General features: G+C 65.1%; 15 protein-coding genes and 1 pseudogene. 6 read left to right on the top strand and 10 right to left on the bottom strand.

All coding sequences use genetic code 11. The features are described from left to right. The first annotated feature begins 29 nt into the window (after nucleotides 1-29). From ACZ60X_RS25850 to ACZ60X_RS25840, 3 genes are read left to right on the top strand one after another with little or no spacing between them, the layout of a single operon-like run. A complete protein-coding gene (locus ACZ60X_RS25850; RefSeq protein ID WP_469602861.1) occupies nucleotides 30-410 on the top strand; it encodes an ArsR/SmtB family transcription factor in 381 nt (126 codons plus the stop codon). Then, nucleotides 407-1,150 carry an aquaporin gene (locus tag ACZ60X_RS25845; protein WP_469602860.1) on the top strand — a complete coding sequence of 248 codons (744 nt, stop codon included), beginning with the start codon at nucleotides 407-409 and terminating at the stop codon, nucleotides 1,148-1,150. Before ACZ60X_RS25850 ends, ACZ60X_RS25845 begins: the two co-directional genes overlap by 4 nt. Before the next feature lie 26 nt (nucleotides 1,151-1,176). Then, nucleotides 1,177-1,611, top strand: a complete 435-nt coding sequence (locus ACZ60X_RS25840) for an arsenate reductase ArsC (protein WP_469602858.1) — start codon at nucleotides 1,177-1,179, stop codon at nucleotides 1,609-1,611. A gap of 408 nt (nucleotides 1,612-2,019) precedes the next feature. On the opposite strand, the gene ACZ60X_RS25835 is transcribed toward ACZ60X_RS25840, so the two are convergent. Then, nucleotides 2,020-2,703 (bottom strand): hypothetical protein, encoded by a 684-nt coding sequence (locus tag ACZ60X_RS25835; protein WP_469602855.1) that lies wholly within the window; start codon nucleotides 2,701-2,703, stop codon nucleotides 2,020-2,022. Nucleotides 2,704-3,135: 432 nt separating this feature from the next. On the opposite strand from ACZ60X_RS25835, the pseudogene ACZ60X_RS25830 reads away from it, so the two are divergent. The 3 genes and pseudogenes from ACZ60X_RS25830 to ACZ60X_RS25820 all read left to right on the top strand — a co-directional run. Next, a pseudogene (locus ACZ60X_RS25830) lies at nucleotides 3,136-3,422 on the top strand (tyrosine-type recombinase/integrase); the annotation flags it as partial. A 714-nt stretch (nucleotides 3,423-4,136) separates the two neighbouring features. Further along, nucleotides 4,137-5,360 carry a hypothetical protein gene (locus tag ACZ60X_RS25825; RefSeq protein ID WP_469602852.1) on the top strand — a complete coding sequence of 408 codons (1,224 nt, stop codon included), beginning with the start codon at nucleotides 4,137-4,139 and terminating at the stop codon, nucleotides 5,358-5,360. A 1-nt stretch (nucleotide 5,361) separates the two neighbouring features. Continuing rightward, nucleotides 5,362-6,273, top strand: a complete 912-nt coding sequence (locus ACZ60X_RS25820) for a hypothetical protein (protein ID WP_469602850.1) — start codon at nucleotides 5,362-5,364, stop codon at nucleotides 6,271-6,273. A gap of 291 nt (nucleotides 6,274-6,564) precedes the next feature. On the opposite strand, the gene ACZ60X_RS25815 is transcribed toward ACZ60X_RS25820, so the two are convergent. The 9 genes from ACZ60X_RS25815 to ACZ60X_RS25775 all read right to left on the bottom strand — a co-directional run bounded on the left by ACZ60X_RS25815 (nucleotide 6,565) and on the right by ACZ60X_RS25775 (nucleotide 19,389). After that, entirely contained in the window at nucleotides 6,565-9,711 is a 3,147-nt protein-coding gene (locus ACZ60X_RS25815) for a type I restriction endonuclease subunit R (protein ID WP_469602847.1), read from the bottom strand. Next, nucleotides 9,711-10,904 (bottom strand): restriction endonuclease subunit S, encoded by a 1,194-nt coding sequence (locus tag ACZ60X_RS25810; protein WP_469602843.1) that lies wholly within the window; start codon nucleotides 10,902-10,904, stop codon nucleotides 9,711-9,713. Before ACZ60X_RS25810 ends, ACZ60X_RS25815 begins: the two co-directional genes overlap by 1 nt. Next, entirely contained in the window at nucleotides 10,901-12,868 is a 1,968-nt protein-coding gene (locus tag ACZ60X_RS25805) for a type I restriction-modification system subunit M (protein WP_469602841.1), read from the bottom strand. Before ACZ60X_RS25805 ends, ACZ60X_RS25810 begins: the two co-directional genes overlap by 4 nt. A 192-nt stretch (nucleotides 12,869-13,060) precedes the next feature. Beyond that, nucleotides 13,061-13,675 carry a hypothetical protein gene (locus ACZ60X_RS25800; RefSeq protein ID WP_469602838.1) on the bottom strand — a complete coding sequence of 205 codons (615 nt, stop codon included), beginning with the start codon at nucleotides 13,673-13,675 and terminating at the stop codon, nucleotides 13,061-13,063. Continuing rightward, nucleotides 13,672-14,112, bottom strand: coding sequence for a hypothetical protein (locus ACZ60X_RS25795; protein ID WP_469602836.1), 441 nt, complete (start codon nucleotides 14,110-14,112; stop codon nucleotides 13,672-13,674). Before ACZ60X_RS25795 ends, ACZ60X_RS25800 begins: the two co-directional genes overlap by 4 nt. Continuing rightward, entirely contained in the window at nucleotides 14,109-14,291 is a 183-nt protein-coding gene (locus ACZ60X_RS25790; RefSeq protein WP_469602833.1) for a hypothetical protein, read from the bottom strand. Before ACZ60X_RS25790 ends, ACZ60X_RS25795 begins: the two co-directional genes overlap by 4 nt. Before the next feature lie 859 nt (nucleotides 14,292-15,150). After that, entirely contained in the window at nucleotides 15,151-16,686 is a 1,536-nt protein-coding gene (locus tag ACZ60X_RS25785; protein WP_469602830.1) for a hypothetical protein, read from the bottom strand. 112 nt (nucleotides 16,687-16,798) lie between these two features. Further along, nucleotides 16,799-17,971, bottom strand: coding sequence for a serine hydrolase domain-containing protein (locus tag ACZ60X_RS25780; protein WP_469602827.1), 1,173 nt, complete (start codon nucleotides 17,969-17,971; stop codon nucleotides 16,799-16,801). A 74-nt stretch (nucleotides 17,972-18,045) separates the two neighbouring features. Continuing rightward, nucleotides 18,046-19,389: a helix-turn-helix domain-containing protein gene (locus tag ACZ60X_RS25775; RefSeq protein WP_469602824.1), complete on the bottom strand. Its 1,344-nt coding sequence runs from the start codon at nucleotides 19,387-19,389 to the stop codon at nucleotides 18,046-18,048. Between the last annotated feature and the right edge of the window lie 115 nt (nucleotides 19,390-19,504).

Below are 19,504 nucleotides of genomic sequence, written 5' to 3'. Positions count from 1 at the left end.
CTTGGATCGAGAATCGTCAACATAGAAGAATGTCGAAGCAAGAACTTGTGGTGCTCGGGCAGGATGATCAATCCGCTGCCTGCTGCCCGGGACTGCTGACCGCGCCTCTGGACGACGCCCAGGCGGCAGACCTGGCGAAGATGTTCAAGGCACTGGGTGACCCGGTCCGGCTGCGCCTGCTGTCCATGATCGCTTCGCGGGCGGGTGGCGAGGTCTGCGTGTGCGACCTGACCCCGGCCTTCGACCTGTCTCAGCCGACGATCTCGCACCACCTCAAGCTGCTCCGGCAGGCAGGTCTGATCGACTGCGAGCGCAGGGGCACGTGGGTCTACTACTGGGTGCTCCCCGGCACCCTGGACCGGCTGTCCGGGTTCCTGTCGACCGCACAGACGACGGAGACGACCGCGTGAGCGCATCGCTCGGGCGCCGTGCCCTCGCTGAAGCCGTGGGGTCGGCCGCCCTGGTCGCCGTGGTGGTCGGCTCCGGCATCCAGGCCACCGAGCTGACCCATGACGTCGGAGTGCAGCTGCTGGCCGACTCGCTGGCGACCGTGTTCGGCTTGGGCGTGCTCATCGCGCTGCTCGGACCGGTCTCCGGCGCGCACTTCAACCCGGTGGTCACGCTCGCGGCCTGGTTCACCGGCCGGCGCGCCCCAGACGGGCTGACCCTTCGGGACGTGGCCGCGTACATCCCCGCGCAGACGGCCGGAGCCATCGGCGGCGCCGTCCTCGCCGACGGCATGTTCGCCAAGCCTCTGGTGCACTGGTCCACCCACGACCGCTCCGCCGGTCATCTGTGGCTCGGCGAACTGGTCGCGACCGCCGGACTGGTCCTGCTGATCTTCGGGCTCGGGCGCACTGGTCGGGCCCACCTCGCGCCGGTCGCTGTGGCGTCCTACATCGGCGCGGCGTACTGGTTCACGTCCTCCACGTCGTTTGCCAACCCGGCCGTCACCATCGGCCGCGCCTTCACCGACACGTTCGCTGGCATCGCGCCCGGCTCTGTCGTCCCGTTCATTGCGGCACAGATCGCCGGTGCTGCCCTCGGCCTCGGCCTGATGGCCGCCCTCTTCGCCCAGCCTGCGCCGGTACAGAACGGCACAATCCCGGTCCAGAGTGAGCACGAACTCGCCGCCCCCTCCGCCTCCTGACCCACCGCGCCCAGAAAGACACCCGCATGACCACTCCCGAGCGTCCGTCCGTCCTGTTCGTCTGCGTCCACAACGCCGGACGCTCCCAGATGGCCGCCGCCTTCCTCACCCACCTGGCCGGGGACCGCGTCCAGGTGCGTTCCGCTGGCTCCGCCCCCGCCAACAGCGTGAACCCCGCCGTGGTGGAGGCCTTGGCCGAGGTGGGCATCGACATCTCGGCCGAGGTCCCCAAGGTGCTCACCGTGGAGGCCGTCCAGGCGTCCGACGTCGTGATCACGATGGGCTGCGGCGACACCTGCCCGGTCTTCCCCGGCAAGCGCTACCTCGACTGGGAGCTCCCCGACCCGGCCGGACAGGGGGTGGACGCTGTCCGCCCGATCCGCGACGAGATCGAGAAGCGCATCCGCGGCCTGATCAGCGAGATGACGTTGGACGCTCAGGCTGGAAGTTCGGCGCCCTGACGGCGCGCCAAGGAAATATGGGCACTGGCCGCAGAAGACCCCCGGACCGATGTCCGGGGGTCTTTTGGCTGGTGCGGCTAACAGGATTTGAACCTGTGGCCTCATCCTTATCAGGTCGATCACAGATCCCTGGGGGCTGGAGGGATCTCAGCCCTACGACGGTCTACCGACCGCTGGGGGCCGCTCTCGTCCGGCCGTGTTCGCCGCTGTTGGTGTCAGCTGTTGGTGTCAGGCAACGACGACGGGCTTGACACGCGGCTACGGGAGGCGCGCTGCGATCGCCTGCACGACGATCAGGGCGATCACTGCGGCCACCAAACCGGGCGCGCCCTTCCGCTGCTGCCCGGCCCAGTTCGTCGCTGTCGGCGTCAGCGAAGCCTCCTGCCGTTGGCGGCCACAGCGATGCCGCTAGTCACTGCGGCGCTGTCGCGGAGGCACGGTCTTATGGAAGCGATCAAGCGGTTCAATCGCGTGCCCGCGCCGGCGACGGATACAGCGACTGCGTGTTGCGCGCGCCTCGCCCTTGTACTCGTACTCCAACTTGCTCTCCAGGTACCACCCCATCCTCTCGTACTGATCTTCTAGTTGCTGAGTGCGCCCTAAGGTCGGCCACTTACCGAAGCGCTTCTGCACTGCCGTTCTGCCAACACCGAACGCTGCCGCGATGCGCCCCCACGAGTACCGCTGCGTGCGCGCTTCGGCTACGACGTCGGCCGTGACGCGCTTGACCGCTTCCTCGACCAACGCGGTCGCTCTCAGCGTGGTCATGTTCTGTACCGAACCACTGAGGTAGTGGATCGCGAAACGGACCGCTGCATCAGCAAGATCCTCGTCATTCATGACCTCCCACGGTTCCAGCGGCCAAGCAGGATCATCGAAGGAGACCCAGGGCCACGGGCGATCGGGACTGAAGGTGTACTTCGGCGCCTTATTGATCAAAGCTTTTTCCCCAGGCTGTGAGCTGACACGTCCACCTTGCGTGGACGGTTCTCCCCACGGAAAGCGCTTACGTGTCAGTGACGCCCGTAAGAATGGAATGGAACGCGGGGCCGGCGACAGCTTCTTGGCGGCCTTGTCGCGTGCTGCCTTCATGCGAAGGGGGAGGGGCCAGTCCGTTGAGGGAGGCGTCGTGAGCACATAGCTGTGGAGCTCAACTAGTAAGCAGCGCTGCACTCTTAGCTCGGCTGGCTGTCAGTGAGTACCAGCTATGCTTCTCCCGTTCACTTCTCATCCCACTAGCGCCCCGGCCAAGTGGGTCGGGGACCCCGGTACGACTAGGGGTAGTTCCGCCGATGGGAAGTGGTCAATGAAGGAAGACCGAGAGCCTGAGCAGTCTGAGAACGGTCGAGACCGAGGCCCCACCAAGGCCGAAGTTCTGATCCCGATCCTCACGACAGTGACGGCGCTCGCAGGTTGCGTCGAGCACCTGGCGCGTTAGTGCCAGACGGAGCGCGGTGCCGGACGATCAGGGGCCAATGCGAAGCGGGCCCGACCGTCATCTACTCGGCCGGACCCGCCTCACCCTCGGCCGTGGGGAAGCCGCTCGACGCTGCCAACGTCCGGCGTGCCTTCCGCCAGGCGCTCAAGGGCATCGACGGGATCAACGCCGACGAGTGGACGCCGAGGGAGCTGCGACACAGCTTCGTGTCCCTGCTGTCCGATCGGGGCGTGCCGCTGGAGGAGATCTCCCGGCTCGTCGGGCACTCCGGGACCGCCGTGACGGAGGAGGTCTACCGGAAGCAGATCCGGTGATCCAGACCGGCGCGGTGGTCATGGACGGGATCTTCGGCGCCGACCCGCGACGGTCGTAGACACTCAAAAATCGATAGTCACGCAGATAGACACGCAGCAAAGCCAGAGGGCCCTTACCGAATCGGTAAGGGCCCTCTGACCTGCTACTTGGCTGTCGGGGTGGCGGGATTTGAACCCACGACCTCTTCGTCCCGAATGAGGTTCGAACAAGATCGCTACCGGGTTGGATGCGAATATCCCCTGGTCAGGGGGTTGGGCTGGGGTGGCCTCGCGTTGTCTCGGTGGGCCTCCGGGAGAAGATCATCTCCCAGATTTCTCCCAGATGGACGACTGCCCGCTGAAAGATGCGCACGCAAAGGGAGGTTGCCCCCGCACATTTGCTTTGGACGCGCAGCCTGCAGGTGACGGAAGGGCGGCTTGCCGCTGGGGCGATCCAACCCGAACGAGTGATTGCCTGTCTCGGCGGGAGAATGTGAGCTGATGCCATGCATCGCTGGTCCGCTTTGAATGATCGGCAACGAGCGCTTCTTCGTCGCTTGGAGGCGGGCGAGGAGCTCACCGCGCAGGAGCCGAGCGACAGGCGCTCTGCCTACGCGTTGCGGGACCGCGGACTGCTGGCAGTACGGCGTAGCCGGGGAGTTCTCTCGGCTGAGGTGACAGAGGCCGGGAAGTTCTACCTCCAGCATGGACACCATCCCGACCACCCAGGGCACACGGCTGAAGACCAGCAGACCGCGATACCGACCCGTCAGCCGGAGAGCTGCCCCACGAAGGTGGAACGTGAGAGCGAACAGCGGGCCGCGGCGCCCAAACGCGGCACGGACAAGGGCGCGAAGAAGACGACGAGGGGCGGTGCCTCGTACAGCGAGAGGCCCATCCCCGTGGCGCGGCGGGCGAAGGCGAGTCAGCTCATCGAACAGCTCGTCGTGGAGCAGCAAGTCATTATCCACGCGCCCGACGAAGCCCAAGTGGTGGAGTGGCGGCGCGTCATCGACTTCGCGAAGCGACACGGACTCGTGCCGTCCGGCAAGCGCGTCGAGAAGTTCCGCATGTTCAACCGCACCCGAGACCTGCAGATCTCTCTTCTCGACGGCCCTCATCCCAACGCTGGCCGACAGACGCCGGAGGATGCGCCGCAGGTTCCGGTGCCCGTTCAGTTGCGCTCACCACACCCGGTCGTGGCTGCACTGCGTGATGACGAGGGCCGGCTCGTGATGCCGACGGAGCCGCGCCGCCGTGCCCTCCGGGTGTTGCAGGGACTTGCTGCTGAAGCCGTACGGCGTGGACACGGGGTGGAGGAACGGCCTGTCCCTGATCGCTACCGCAACCGCGGATACTCCTACAACGGGCGTTACACACCCCCGAGCTATTCGCGCCGCGAAGGCGAACTGGACCTGATCGTTGATGACTTCACATACACCGTCACGATCAAGCAGGAGAGTCCACAGGCTGCAGAGCCGGAGCGCAGCGAGAGGCTGATGCTCGAACTCGGCTACAGCCGTTCCGCTCGCCGGAGCCAATGGGCCGACCGCAAGCGCTGGGCGCTCGAGGACGTCCTGGGTGCGGTACTTCAGGAAGTCGAGGCCCGCGCGGTCGAGGACGCACAGCGGAAGGTGGACGAGGAGCGTGCGAAGGAGGAGCGCAAGGCACGCTGGCAAGAGGCCATGACTGCGGCGAAACAGCAGGCTGTTCAGGCCCAGCTGGCTCGTGTGCTCGGTGAACAGGCCGCCCAGTGGAGGGAAGCCACTGCCCTGCGCGAGTACTGCGAGGCGCTGGAGCTGCGTCTCGTCGAGGTGGCGGGGACCGAGGGACCGGAGGTCGCCTCGGCACGGGAGTGGCTGGCCTGGGCTCGGAGCTACGTTGAAGCGATCGATCCGCTGCGTCGACTTCCCGGGATGCCGACTCCTCGTGAGCCAAAGCCAGATGACCTGAAGCCGTACCTGACGGGCTGGAGCCCATACGGGCCGGAGTCCCACTCAGGATGGGGGAGCTTCTGACATGACCAACCATCCCAGCGGGGCCGACGGCAGCCCTGACGCGAGCTCTCACTCGGCCCCCACCCCGGCCCTGCGGTCATTGCCCGGCAGGGCAAGGCCCCGCAAGGAAGCCTTGCGCGAGGTCGAGGATGCCAATGCCAAGCTGCGTGAACGGCTTCCTTCGGCCTTGTGGCCGCTCATGGTGACGGAAGCGGAACAGTGCTACCGGTGGCGGGTCCAGCTGGACTGCGGCTGTATTGAGGAGGTGCTGACACTCGGCGAAGAGCGTTTGCCGAGTGAACGGCAGTGGCGCGGTCCCGAGCGCGAGTGGCTGCAGAAGGGACAGATGCTCTGCGTCCACGATGACGCTCCGCCTGCGCCGTACCGGGACATCGTGGAGTGGGGCGAGCGTAGAGAAGTGACCTTCCCCGCAGACCCGGTGGAGCCTGACGATGGGATGGACCCTCAGACGTGGGCTGTGCTCCGCCACGACGAGCCGCACACCAGGGCGTTCTGGAAGGTAACGCTGACTTGCGGGCATGTCACTGACACCATCGCCCTCGACCTAGGTTGGAAACCCGAAGACGGGCCTCGTCTGTGCAGCGTCAAGCGAGTGGCGGAGATGACCGAGGAGTGCGAGGAGTACTGGGCAGCGCACCCGACCGAGCAGGCCCCTCGCGAGCGCGAACACATGCGGCGGATGCTCTCGCAGCGCTGGCCGAGCCCAGAACCCGAGCACCCGTGCTATACCTGCAGCTTTGTGCACTGGATCGTGGCGTATCAGCGCGTCGGCTGGCTGGTCCCGCGCAAGTCAGCACCGAAACGACAACAATCGCCGAAACCACCGTCCCGCGCTGACCTCGAGCACAGACTCCAGCAGGCGGAAGCCGAGGCCGAGCGACTACGGAGCGAACTCGCTGATCTTGATCAATAGGAAGCCTGCCAGCCACACGTGTTCGGACTCCCAGCTGCGGGGCATCGATGCCGGGTAACTGCCAGATCTGCAATGAAGGGAGCTGCCGCTTCTGCCTTCGCCGAGGCTCGTACACAGCCTATGGGCCGCGCCCTTAACCCAGGAAAGTACGACGACACCTACGAGTGGAAGCTCCCCGACGCCCTACCGGTGAGGGTTGAAGTGCACGGGGGAGGGATGTGGGCAGGTAGCCCAGATCCCACCCTGCTCGGACCCCAACAGAACTCGCTCCTGGGTATCGAGCCTCCTGCATCACTGCGGGGCTGGATCGCCGTTCCCGACGCTGCTCTCCACTTGATCGATCACTACGGCGTAGAACCACTTGGCCAGCTCAGCGACGAGCTGCGTTCGTCCCGGGGTGCTGGTGAAGAAGTAGTCACTCATCTTGTTGTGCGCGCCCTGGTTGTCCGCGACCGCGCCCGTCACGGCATCGTCAAAGTCTGGGGACTCGGCGAACTGAGTGGCGCTGTTGACCTTGGCCTGTTGCACGAGGTCCTGGTCCTCCAACAGAGAGCCGAGGAGGGCCTCCAGGAAGGACACCTTCTGACTGGTCGTGAAGTCCTCGTTGCCGAAGAGATCATTGAGCCGCTCTAGGACGGTCTGGAACGCGACCATCTTGGGGTCCTTCTTGCTCGCCGACCCCACGCCCGTCATGCCCTTGAGCGCGACGTCCTCGCCGCCCAGGGAAATATCGACCTTGCCCCTGTCGATCTGCTTGACATTCTGAAGCACCACGTCGGACAGATCGATCGGGGCGGTGTAGTTGTCGGGCTGGATCCGGCGGGCCAACAGCCGCAGATATATGCTGTGCTTCTCCAGGTCCGCATCGCCATAGTCGATGATCTGACTCATGAAGTCGTAGAGGCGCACGAAAGTTCCGACATCCTTGCGGAACATACCGAGCTCTTCCAGGACGGCCTTGTCCCCCTCACCGCCGTTCGCGACAAGAGCGGCGGTATACCGGTCCTGGAATCGCTTCTTCCCGGGGTTCACCGCAGCCGTCAGGGCGTTGTTACCCTTGTTCTTCACGAACGCTTCGGCGCACTGGTCGACCTCGGCAGGCGTGTAGATCCCGAAGGTGTCCAGCTTGGCGGACAGGTCGTGGACGAGGTTCGGGTCGGTCGACTGCTCCAGGTACGCGTCGGTGTAGTACGGCTCGAACGCCTTCTGGATGATGTCCGGAGGATTAACGAAGTCCACGATCTGCGTCATCGCCGAGGTCTTGTGGATGCCCGACGGGGTGACGTACGTGCGATTGAGGCGGGAGAGAGTCTGCACCGCCGTCACGCCCGACAGCGGCCTGTCGACGTACATGGCGCAAAGCAGCGGCTGGTCGAAGCCGGTTTGGAACTTGTTGGCGACGATCATGACCCTGTACTCGTCGCCCTTGAACGCAGTGCGCAGGTCGTATATGCCCGGGTTCATCGAGGCTTCGGAGAAGTCCGTCGGCCCAGAATCGGGGTCGTCTACCGTGCCGGAGAAGGCCACCAGGGTGCCATAGCCCAGGCCCTTCTTGGCTATGTAGTCGTCGATGGCCAGCTTGAAACGTACGGCACCCTTGCGGGAGTCGGCCACCACCATCGCCTTGGCATGACCGTCCAGCAGGTGCGCGACGTTGGACCGGAAGTGCTCGACGATGATCGCGGCCTTCTGCGCGATCGTCTGCGGATTGAGTTTCACCCACCGCATGACCTGCTTGGTCGCCTCACTCTGGTCGACCTCCGAGTCGCCGCCGGCCGCGTTCTGCCCGACCTGGAAGGCCAGCTTGAACGAGTGGTAGCCCCGCAGTACGTCGAGGATGAAACCCTCCTCGATGGCCTGCTTCATCGAGTACACGTGGAACGCCTGCGGTGGCAGGGTCGTGCCCTCCGGCACCCGGCCGAACAGCTCCAACGTCTTGCCCTTGGGCGTGGCGGTGAACGCGAAGTACGAGATGTTCTCGCTGGCGGCCCGCTCAGACGCTTCGGCGGCCAGGACCGACTCGACGTCGACCTCGCCGCCCTCCTCGATCTCCTTCAGCTCCTCGGACGTCAATACGGCCTTCAGCTTGTTGGCAACCTGCCCGGACTGAGAGGAGTGCGCCTCGTCGGCGATGACAGCGAACCTCTTGCCCTTCAGCCCCTTGGACTGCCGGATCTCGTCCATCGCGTGGGGGAAGGTCTGGATCGTGACGACAATGATCAGCTTGCCGTCGGCCAGTGCCTTGGCCAGCACCCCCGACTTGGATGAGCCCTCACGGGCCGCTTGCTTTCGGTCGATAGCCAGCACGATGCCCTGGTCGTTGTCGATCTGCTTGATCGCGTCCTGAAGCTGCCCGTCCAACACGTTGCGGTCGGTGACCACGATGACCGAGTCGAAAACCTTGGTGTTGTCCACCTGCAGACGCGCCAACCGGTGGGCCAGCCAGGAGATCGAGTCAGTCTTGCCCGAGCCTGCCGAGTGCTGGACCAGGTACCGGTGGCCGGCCCCCTCCTCGATGACAGCGTCGGTAACCCGGGTGACAGCCTCCCACTGGTGAAAGCGCGGGAAGCGCAGAGTCGCAGACCGTGTCGTCTTGCCGGAGATCGGATCGGTGTGCCGGTCGTGCTTGATGTACATGAACCGGCCGAAGATGTTCAGCCACGCGTCCCGCTGCAGCACTCGCTCCCACAGGTAGGACGACGGCGACCCGTGCGGGTTGAGTGGGTTGCCGGCCCCACCGTCTTCGCTGCCCCGGTTGAACGGCAGGAAGGACGTTTGCTCTCCGGCCAGCTTCGTGGTCATCCAGACCTCGTCATTGGAGACCGCGAAGTGCACCAGCGCACCACGCCCGGCGGTGAGCAGCGGCTGGATGTGCTTGCTGCCTGGGTCCTTCGGCTGCCGGCTGGTCTTGTACTGCTGCTTGGCGTCCTCGACCGTCTGCGTGAAGTCAGTCTTGAGCTCGGCCGTGGCCACTGGTAGCCCGTTGATGAAGAACACCAGGTCCACGCTGCGCTGGTCAGCCGTCGAGAAATGGACCTGACGCATCACGCGCAGGTGGACCTTCTCGTAGTCCGACACTGTCTTAGCGTTCAGCGTCGATTCGGGCTTGAACTGGCACATGCGGAACTTGGCCGAAAGATGCTTGAATCCGTGACGCAGCACATTGAGCGTGCCGCCACCGTTTTCCATGTCGATGGCCAGTAATTTCACCAGCCGGTCGAGCAGCTGATCGCGTTGCTTGATCTCATCCGCAGCCCCCGCCTTGACGACCTTGGCCAGCTCGTCGGGCTGCGTTTTCTTCAGCCATTCGAAGAAGTCCGCTGGGAACAGCGCACGCTCACGGTCATAGCCGGTGTCGTTCGCGGAGTACAGCCAACCATGTGCGGCCAGATACTCGCACAGCTCCTCCTCGAGCTTGGCCTCGCTGTGCTGGCTCATCAGCTCTCCTGCCTGATGTCGATCTGTCCGGTCACGGCTGCAGTGATGAGGGCAGTGCGCCGCTCCTGAGAGAGTTCGACCAGCCGCTCGGACTCGGCGATAAGGACGTCGATCCGGGAAGTCTCTCGATCAAGGTGGTCAGCGATCTGTCGCTGCTTTTCCCGAGTAGGCACAGGGACGCGGAGCGCTCGGATGTCGTCAAGCGCAAGTTGAACCTTGGTTCCACCGAACGCGCCTTCAGAGAGCTGGTCCTGCCCTTCGGTGGTGAGCATAAAGTAGCCAGTGAAATGAGGGTCCAGGACGGATTGGTTGATCCGACAGAGGGCGACATGCTGGCTGACATAGGAGTCAACCCATTCCTGATCAACAATCGCGACCGAGCCAATATAGGCAGTGATCGAAAATAGAAGATCGCCTATCCTCAGTTTCGTGCGCTGCCCCTCTTGGACGGTTGGGGGAAGATTTACATGCTGCACCTCGCCGCCCAGAGAAAGGGAGCCTCTCGGTAGATTTCCAATCCGGACGAACACGTCACCAGAATCTGCGTAGTACTCACCCCACCCGCGTGATCCACTGGTCAGAAACCTGATGAACCTTCGGAGTTGGATCCGCTCTCCTGGGAGTGTGGCGAATGCGTGGTCGATCACCGCCTGGCGTCGCTCCCGGAGCAACTCGACGAGCCGCAGTTGCTCGGTGATCAAAGTGTCAATCTGTGCGGTTTCGTGATCGAGGTAGTCAGCGATCCGCTCTTGTCGCTCCAGAGGGGGAAGGGTGATGCGGATGTCGCCCATCTTGTCCCAGTAAAGCCGCCACTGGGAGGGCCTGATCCCTGTCGAATGAACCCTGTATTCCCCGACCATGTGGCGTGATCGGAGCGCGTAGTGCATGTACCGGCCGGAAACAGAGTCGGAAATTGGGCGGAGGACTTCGTAGTCTCCGCTGACGATCCCGCGGTAGTCCGAGACACCAAGGGATCCCTGCCAAGCCTTCATCCTGTTGACGACGAGGTCACCGGGCCGGACGAGGAGATAGCGCTCAACGTTCTCAGGGGTCTTGTTGAAGTTGTCGGACCGAGATGACTTGGGGATCACTCCGTGCTCTCGGTAAACCGAGAGGACTTCCTCGTTAGAGTGATTGGCCTCCCCCGAAGGGGAGTACAGGTACTTCAACCGGATACCCTGCGTCGCGGTCATGCCTCGACCTCCCGCAGCAGCTCCATGATCTTGGCGATCTGGGCTTCCAGGGCCCGGTCAATCTCTGCCAGCGGGCGCGGCGGGGCGTACCTGTAGAAAAGCCGGGCGAACGGGATCTCGTAGCCGACCTTCGTCTTCTTCGTGTCGATCCAGGCATCCGGCACGTGCGGGGCCACCTCAGTGTCGAAGTACGCCTTGACCGTCTGGATCATGCCTGCATTGCCGAGCGTGTTACCGCCGTAGGTGAACGGAACGTTCTCCGTGTCCCGCTTGGCGCTGTCCGGCTCAAAGTTGCCCTTGGTGTCTGTGACGGCCTCCGCTGAGTCGTCAGGTTCACCGAGTGCTATGGCGAGGTGGCGATACTGGGTAGGGGTCATCTTCAGCCCGGCCGCCGAGAACTGCTCGCGGACTGCCTCGACGAATTTCTCCTGGCTCAAGTATGTCTGCTCGCCCATGTCGGCCAGCACGGCCAGGAACGGCGCAGGATCTGTCCCCTTGCCGAATGCCTTAGCTAGCCCCTTGTCATCCAGCTTGGTCGCTCGGGAGGCGGAGAAGTTGAGCCGCAGAGGGCGCTCGACGGTGATCGTCCAGTATCCGAAGTCGGAGTTCTTCAGGATTTTGGAGTGCTCCGTCTCGGTGAAGGCGTCGTACAACTTCACGATCCGCTCGCGTGCAGCCGGGTCGATCTCCTTGCGCTTGGAGCCCATTCCCTTCCGCATCTTGGTCCACATGCTGGTCGCGTCGATCAGCTGAACCTTGCCCCGCCGTTCGCTGCGTTTGGAATTGTCCAGCAGCCAGATGTATGTGGCGATGGGGGTGTTGAAGAACATGTCGGTGGGCAACGCGATGATTGCGTCCACTAGGTCGTTCTCCAACAGCCACCGGCGGATCTCCGACGGGCCGGACTCAGGGCCGCCGGTGAACAGCGGGGAGCCGTTCAGGACGATGCCGGCGCGACCTCCGCCCTCATGCGCGGGGCGCATCTTGTGGGCCAAGTGCGTCAGGAAGAGCATCTGGCCGTCCGAGACTGGCGGCAGGCCAGGGCCGAAGCGGCCGCTGGGCCCATCCTTCTTGCGCTCTTCCTTGACGGCAGCTTCTGAAGCCTTCCAATCCACTCCGTAGGGCGGGTTGGACATGCAGAAGTCGAAAGTCTTGTCGAAGAACTTGTCGTCGGCCAGGGTGTCTCCGAGCCGGATGTTGCCGACGTCCTGCCCCTTGCCGATCATGTCGGACTTGCAGATGGCGTAGGACAGGTCGTTGATCTCCTGCCCGTACAGGCGCAGGCGTGCCTGCTTGTTGCGCTCCAGTAGGCGTTCTTCGGCCACTGAGAGCATGCCGCCCGTGCCGGCGGTGGGGTCGTAGATCGTGCGGATGGTGCCGGGCTCCAGCAGGGCCTCGTTTTCCTCCGCGAACAGCAGGTCAACCATGAGACGGATGGCGTCGCGTGGTGTGTAGTGCTCGCCAGCCTCCTCGTTGGAGGCTTCCGCGAACTTGTAGATCAGGTGCTCGTACAGGTCACCCATCGCCGAGTTCGGGACGGTATCCGGGTGCAGATCGACCTCTGCGAACCTCGCGACGATGAGGTACAGCCGGTTCTTCTCTTCGAGTCTGTTGATCTCGGCCTCAAAGCCGAAGCGCTCGAAGACGTCGATGTTGCCGGAGAAGTGCGAGATGTAGTCGATCAGGTTGGCGCGCAGGCCCTCGGGGTCCTCAAGCAGTCGGGCGAAGTCGTACTGCGAGGTGTTGTAGAAGGTCAGGCCGGTCTTGCGCTTGACCTGGACGTCCAAGGCGCCACCATCGAACCTCTCGGACAGGGCGCGGACGTCGTCACGGGTGGGCTCGAGCAGGCAGTCCAGGCGTCGGAGGATCGTGAATGGGAGGATGATGCCGCCGTACTGGTGCGGCCTGTAGACGCCTCGCAGTTGATCAGCGATCGACCAGACGAAGTTACCCAGGATGCTCAACTCAGCCCTGCTCTCTCACTACCGGTGGTGTGGGCCAAGCATGGCAGAGGCCACGGACACGATCGGTCGGATTGCCGCCCCCGTTGGTGAAGGAGGCCCGGCCGCCTCGTAGGTGCGCCCGGCTGTACGAGCCGCATGGCCTTGCGGCCCGGAACCGGTGGTGAAACCGTCGGTTCCGGGCCGTCTGCAAGCTCAGGCCGCAGTGGCCGGGGCAGCCGTCGTCCGTTCGGCGCGGACCTTGTGGAGCAGTTGCAGCACTTCGTCCCAGACGCCGGCCGGATCGTCGGTCTCCAGAACCAGCACGGCAATCACGTTGAGGGCGTGGTCGATCTTCCCGCCAGATTCCTTCTTCGCTTGCTCGATCCGCTTCAGGTTGCGGGCCACCTTCGGTCGGGCAGCGGCGAAGGCGGCGGGCAGCCTGCCGAGGGCGTCGTTCAGGGCCCAGCCCTCGGGGATGAAGTACGTCGCCTGCGTCGGGTCCTCGCTGAGCACCCTCACTTCGGGTTCCGTGACCCGAGGCCCACTGGCGATCTCTACGTCTAGGAGCAGCTTCGAGGCAGCACGGTACAAGGCCGTCAGGTCCGGGTCGTGGCCTTCGAGGATTACCTCAGAGATGGTGATGTGCTCGAAGGAGAGGAGGGCGCGGGTGAGCACGGCTGCCGTGTCGAGAGAGGCCCGCTGGGGGTCGTAGGCGGCGATGAAGCGGTCCCCGTCACGGCGCAGCATGACGGCCTTCACCTGCTGGGCATCCCCCTGGCGCACGTGGAGCGACACAGTGAAGAGGCGCTCACGAGTGAGGATCGTCATGCCGAAATCTCCGCTCGTCGCCAGTTCCGCCCAAGGGCGTCACGGTGGTTGCCGCCGTGGCCATGCTGCTGGGTGCGCGGCAGCTGGTCGGACCAGGTGTCGTCGGTGTCCGGCTGGCCATCCATCCGATCCTCGGTCAGTGGGTCGCGGCCGGGGCGTCGCTCCAGACACTCGGACCCGACAAGGCCGGTGAGGGCGGTGCGCAGCGGGCTGGAGGCGACATCGGCGCGCCGGCTGACGATCTCCGCCATGTGCTTGGGGATGAGTTCCAGGACCACCTGGAGCACGGCCTGTGGGTCGTTAGCCTGTCGGCAGACGTCGGCCAGTTCCTTGGCCATCTTTGCGATGACCAGTTTTCCGATTGTGGTGATCCGGCCGTTCTCGGCGACGAGGGTGTCCGGAGGAAGCCTGTCGAGGTCGATGTCGGTGGTGTTCACGCGATCGCCTCGTCTTCGGCCTCATCCGATGCGCGTTCGTCCACGGGGCAGATCACGAACTCCTGGATGAGCATGTAAGCGAGCTTGAGGTCCGAGCCGCCATCGCGCTTGAGGAGCTTGTGTAAGCCGACCCCGGCCTCGACCAACAGGGTCGTGACGCCGCAGTAGGAATCGTTCATCGCGCGGAGTTGCTGCCAGGAGACTGGGGTGGGTCCGGAGGCGAGAGCTGTGGGAGCGGTGGAGATGCACCGTCCGTCTGGGGGCGGTGTCGCTGTTGATGCCTCGGGGTTTACGGCAGTCATGATCGTTCTCCTCCTTGGTGAGCATGGGTGGAGGGTCTCGCTGGGAAACGTTGGCTGCCAGCAAGTGGGGTCTGCCTTGCTTTCCTAGTCGCCACGCCGGCGGTCGGGCCAGGCGTCCCTCCCCGTTCGAGAGACATGCCTCCTGAAGCTGCTACCCAGCAGTACGATCCGTGTTTTTGGTGGCAGCCCGGCCGGTGGTGGTCAGCCCCGCATGAAGGGCACTTGGGGCCTGCAGAGGCAGGCGACCGGCGCGCGCGATGAGGCCGCACTGCGTTCGGAGCAGGGCTACTCCACCCCTGTGGCTGCCGGGGGAGCTGTGGAGGACATTTAGGGCGGCGCCCAGCACGGGGACGCGTCAGAGACACCGGCAGATGCAGGCTGTTCGCCCAGGTCCGCGCCTATCCGATCATGGCACCTGAGGCCAAAACTGAGACCACAGCATGACGAGGGCCCCGACCAAGATCTGGTCGGGGCTCTCGTTTCCGCTGGTCAGCGGCTACGGAGGATACGAGATTCGAACTCATGAGGGGTTGCCCCCAACATGCTTTCCAAATGTTCGTCTGGAGGTTCGGGGAGAGACGGGAGCGTTCTGACCTGCGGTGGATCGGGTGATGGCGGAGGTTTCGGACGACGCTGGACGGGGGTGAATGAGACCAGAACTGAGACCAGGCATCGCGGGCTGCTTGTCACACGCCTTGTGGCCTCGGCCCGCTCGGGCCCTCGGTTCTCAGGGTGCTCAGGTGTCCAGGTCGAGCGCTTCTTGTTCGACTGCCAGGTACGTGTCCCGCGTCGCGGCTTCCAGGAACCCGTCTTCCGCTGGGCTTGTGAGCTGGGGCGTGATCTCGATGAAGCGCTCCCAAGGGCTCGTCTCGCCAGCGATGAAGCCGCGGCGAGCGGCCTGGCGGAAGTCGTCCCGTCGACGGTCACGGTAGCCCCGTACCCGTTCGTGCCGTTCGCTGAGGTGCTTCTCGTACCGTTGCTCACTCACATCGCCGGGCAGCGCCGGGACGGAGGCTACTTCCTCGGTGAGCGGCCGGATTGTCCACAACTCAGAGTGGCGCACGCCGGAGGTTTCTTCGATCTCCGCGACCATAGTTGCCTCGGCGCGTGCTAGTTCCTGACAGGCGCCGAAGAGCCGTCGAGACATGCCGATCATGAGGTCGGTGCCCGGCAGTCTGGCTGCCAGCATGTCAACGCCCTCCTGCTGGACGATGTCCGAACTGGTCGCCTCGTGGTCTAGGCCATGCCTCAGAGCGGAAGTCGCGTCTTCGCCGCCCAACAAGTGCACGAGACCCCCCGTCCGGCGGGAGGGGCTGTCGTTCAGCGAATCACTTACGGCAGTCACCCTCAGACTGCCTCGGGGAAGGGACACGAGGGCCAGATACGTGAGCATGCGCGCGCGTGCCATTTCCACGAGGGCATCGTCGTTGTGTTCCAGCGCGTCGTCATCGACCTGCTCAGGCGAATCAGTGTTCTCCGCCGCCGAGCTGCCATCCTCGTTCTGCGCCGCCGAGCTGTCATCCTCGATGTCGATCATCATGAACAGGCGTTGCTGAAGGCTCGTCCCGCAGAGCACCTTCTGGTGCGAGTCAGGCACCAACGATCCGACGTTCAGTTGCCGTGCCCCCTTCCGGCGGCTGTGCGAGCCGAGGACGCGGCCTCCCTTCGCTTCCACGAGCCAGAGGTCGGAAGTCGAGCTGTGAGTGCCGAAGAGGTCAGGCAGGCTCTTGGAATGTTTCCATCCCGGAAGTGCGCCGGGTGGTACCGCGCTTTCGGCATGGGTAGTGGGGCCGAGACCCATGAGCCCTCGACAGGCCCACTCCGCCATCGTCATCCCGACGTGGTAGCCGAAGGCGGATCGTGTCGAGTTCTCCGTCCCGTGGGTGTAAATGACGCTCGGCACGACCTCACGTCCGACGCCGGCCTGGTGGGGCACCACGGCCTGCCTGCGGATGAGGTACGCCGAAAGGGGGTAGCGCCGGGCCAAGATCTCGCGGCGCGCCAGCCGGGGCACGGCCGCGATCCAGGGTGCGATATCCCTGCCCACCGTGACGGCGGCGTCGAGGATGTCGCGCCACGTTGTGGTGACCAGATAGTTGCCATCGGGCGGCATGTTCGCAGGCGTCGGCCATGCGTTGCTGGCCTGGGACAGCACTGCAGCTGTGGGCCGGGGCGCTGGATCCAACGGCGAACTGCGTCGTACGAAAACAGGTATGTCGAAGGCATCGGGCGCCGACATCGTAATGTCGGCGGCCCCCTGTGGCGGAAGCATCTGGTCACTTTACGGGGCTTCTGAATGGTCCCCGGGTGATCTTTCGTGCGACGCGATGCCCTGGTTGGCCTCGGCTGGCGTATGTGGCTGGCCGGGCTCAGAAGACAGCCAGCTATGCCGACGCCCTTCGCACTGCGTCCACCAACGACGTCGCACGTGCGTCGTCGGGTCCCCCGATGATGTGGTTCATCGCGTAGCCGAAGGCGATGCCGTGTTCCGGGTCGGCGAAGCCGAGTGAGCCTCCTCGGCCGGTGTGGCCGAAGGCGTTCGGGCCGGTCATGGGGTTGCTTTCGGTAGGCAGCATGTATCCGGTACTGAATCGGCTGGGGATGAGCATCACCTGGTCTTTCCCGCCGGCCTGCTCCTTGGTCGCCGACTCTAGGGTTTCCGGGGTGAGCAGGCGCAGACCGTCCACCTCGCCGATCAGCGCGGCGTACATGCGCGCCAGAGCGCGTGCGGTGGCGATGCCATTGGACGATGGGAGTTCCGCGGCTTGTACTTCGCGCGAGTCGAAGTCGATCTGGGCGGGGTCGGTGACCGCGTAGGCCCTGTTGCTGAATGAGTTCGGGTTGCGCCAGGCGGCGACTAATTCGCGGAGTTCCTCGGGGACCGACTCGGCGGGCACGGTCGTGAGGTCGACGTCCGGCCGTTGGTACACCATGCGGCTGACCCGATCGCGTTCATCCGCCGGCAGCCCGATGAAGAAGTCCAGCCCGAGGGGGGCGGCGATCTCGTCGGCGAAGAAGCGACCGGGTGTCTGACCGGACGCCCGGCGGATCACCTCGCCGACGAGCCAGCCCCAGGTCCGACCGTGATACCCGTGCGCCGTGCCCGGAGTCCACAGAGGGCGCTGAGCCGCCAGCGCGGCCGCCATAGGATGCCAGGCCAACGCCTCATTCAGCGGTACCGGTCGATCCAGCGCGACCAATCCGGCCTGGTGGGACAGGAGCCAGCGCACAGGGATGTCCGCCTTGCCGTTCGCGGCGAACTCCGGCCAGTACTCGGCCACCGGCGCGTCAAGGTCAAGTGCACCGCGCTCGGCCAGCATGTGCGCGGCGGTTGCGGTCGCCCCCTTGGTAGCCGAGTAGACGAGCTGCAGCGTGTCCCGAGTCCACGGACGACCGGTCTCGGGATCAGCGACGCCACCCCACAGGTCCACCACCGGCCGGCCGTACTGGTACACGCACACTGCCGCGCCGATGTCCCCGTGCTGGGAGAAGTTCGCCGCGAATGCCTCACGCACCGGTTCGAACCCAGGCGCGACCTCACCGTCGATCATCGTCATGCCGTCCATCCTGGCAGTGGGACCGCCTGCTCCGAGAGGACGGGCTCACCCTCGGAGTCCGAGGCCGGTGGCCGTCACGCCGCGACGGGTAGTGCTTGGAGACGTTCGCGGAACTCACGGACAGCAGGGACGGATTTACGTGGTTCGAGCCGTGCGGAGAACTCCTTCAAGCGGTCCAGAGCCCGTACGGAGCTGACGCTGCTCTCCAGGAGCCCGGCGCCGTAGTTCGCGGCATCCAGCGCTCCCTCCAGGTCGCCGCCGGCGAGCCTGGCCTCGGCCAGGCGGCTGGAGCGTACGGCCTTGTCCCGGGGAGCCGCGCCTTTCACGGAGGTCTCCAGGGCGCCCGTCGCGCGCTCCACCTGCCCTGACCGCAGCAGGACCTTGCCCTCGGTCGATTTCAGCTGGGCCTCGCCGAACCATTCGAGCCAGTCCGGGTTCTCCTCCACTGTGTGGCGCTCCCAGAGGGCCACGGCGCGGTTGAGCGCCGTTCCGGCTTTCTGGTGGTCGCCGTCGCGCGACAGCGCCTCGGCCTTGTGCAGGTAGAGGAAGGACTGCGTGTACGGCGCCAGCGTTCGAGGGGCGTTGTCGATGGCGGTCGAGATGAGGTCGACGCGTTCGGCGGTCCGTCCGGCCTCGGAGACGTGAACGCCCATCTCCGCGAGGATGAAGGCACCGAAGGCGTCGTCCCCAGCGGTACGGGCGCTGCGCAGGGCCCCGACGTAGTACCGCTGGCCGGCGGACCGCAGCCCTGCGTCGTAGGCCATCCAGCCGGTCAGGTGCGACACCCGGGCGGCAAGGGCGTAGAGGCGGATTCGGATGTCCTCCGTATACCTGCCCGCGTTCAGGAGGCCGGTGACGAGGGCGAGATCGCCGCGTGCCTGCTCCAGGAGCCTTGCGCCTCCGAGCTGGTCGTCGAGGGTGCGGAGCGTGCTGATGCGCTGCTCGATCGTTGAGACCATCGTGTCCGTGACCCGGTCTCCGTTGAGGGCCGAGGCAAAGGCGGAGGGGGCGTCCACCCAGCTTGCCGCGAGGCCCGTCAGGGCAGCGCCGGTGATGGTGAGAAAGCCCCGGCGGTCCATACGTCCACTCCCCACGAGTTCGGACAACGCCTCGACGGTACCGGCCTCGGTCCATGGAGCGGTGAGCCCCGTCACCTCCCAGACCGGAAGCCACCGGGGCCATCCTTCTTCCCGTACCTGCTCGTACGGGACGCGCAGCAGGTCGGCGAGTACGCGCTGGGCGTCCGCGTCCGGCTCCTGTCCCTGCTCCCACTTCCATACCGTCGTCCGGTTGGTCGCGAGCGGGATTCCGAGTGACCGCCCGTGCGCCTGCATGAGTCGGGCGAACTCGGCCTTCCCCCATCCGCGCGTCTGGCGGAGGAAGGTCAGCGGGTGGACTGCTAACGGGTCACCAGGCATGTCATCACTCCCTCATCCCCTCACGGCGTAGTGGCGAGGCTACTTCGCGTGGCCGTATACGGGGAGGGCGTCCCCGCCAGGAACCCCCTAGAAACGTTCCGCCTTGCGAGCTGGG

This window comes from Streptomyces sp. NPDC104106, assembly GCF_055584345.1.
This window is presented reverse-complemented; position numbering and strand designations above follow the sequence as displayed.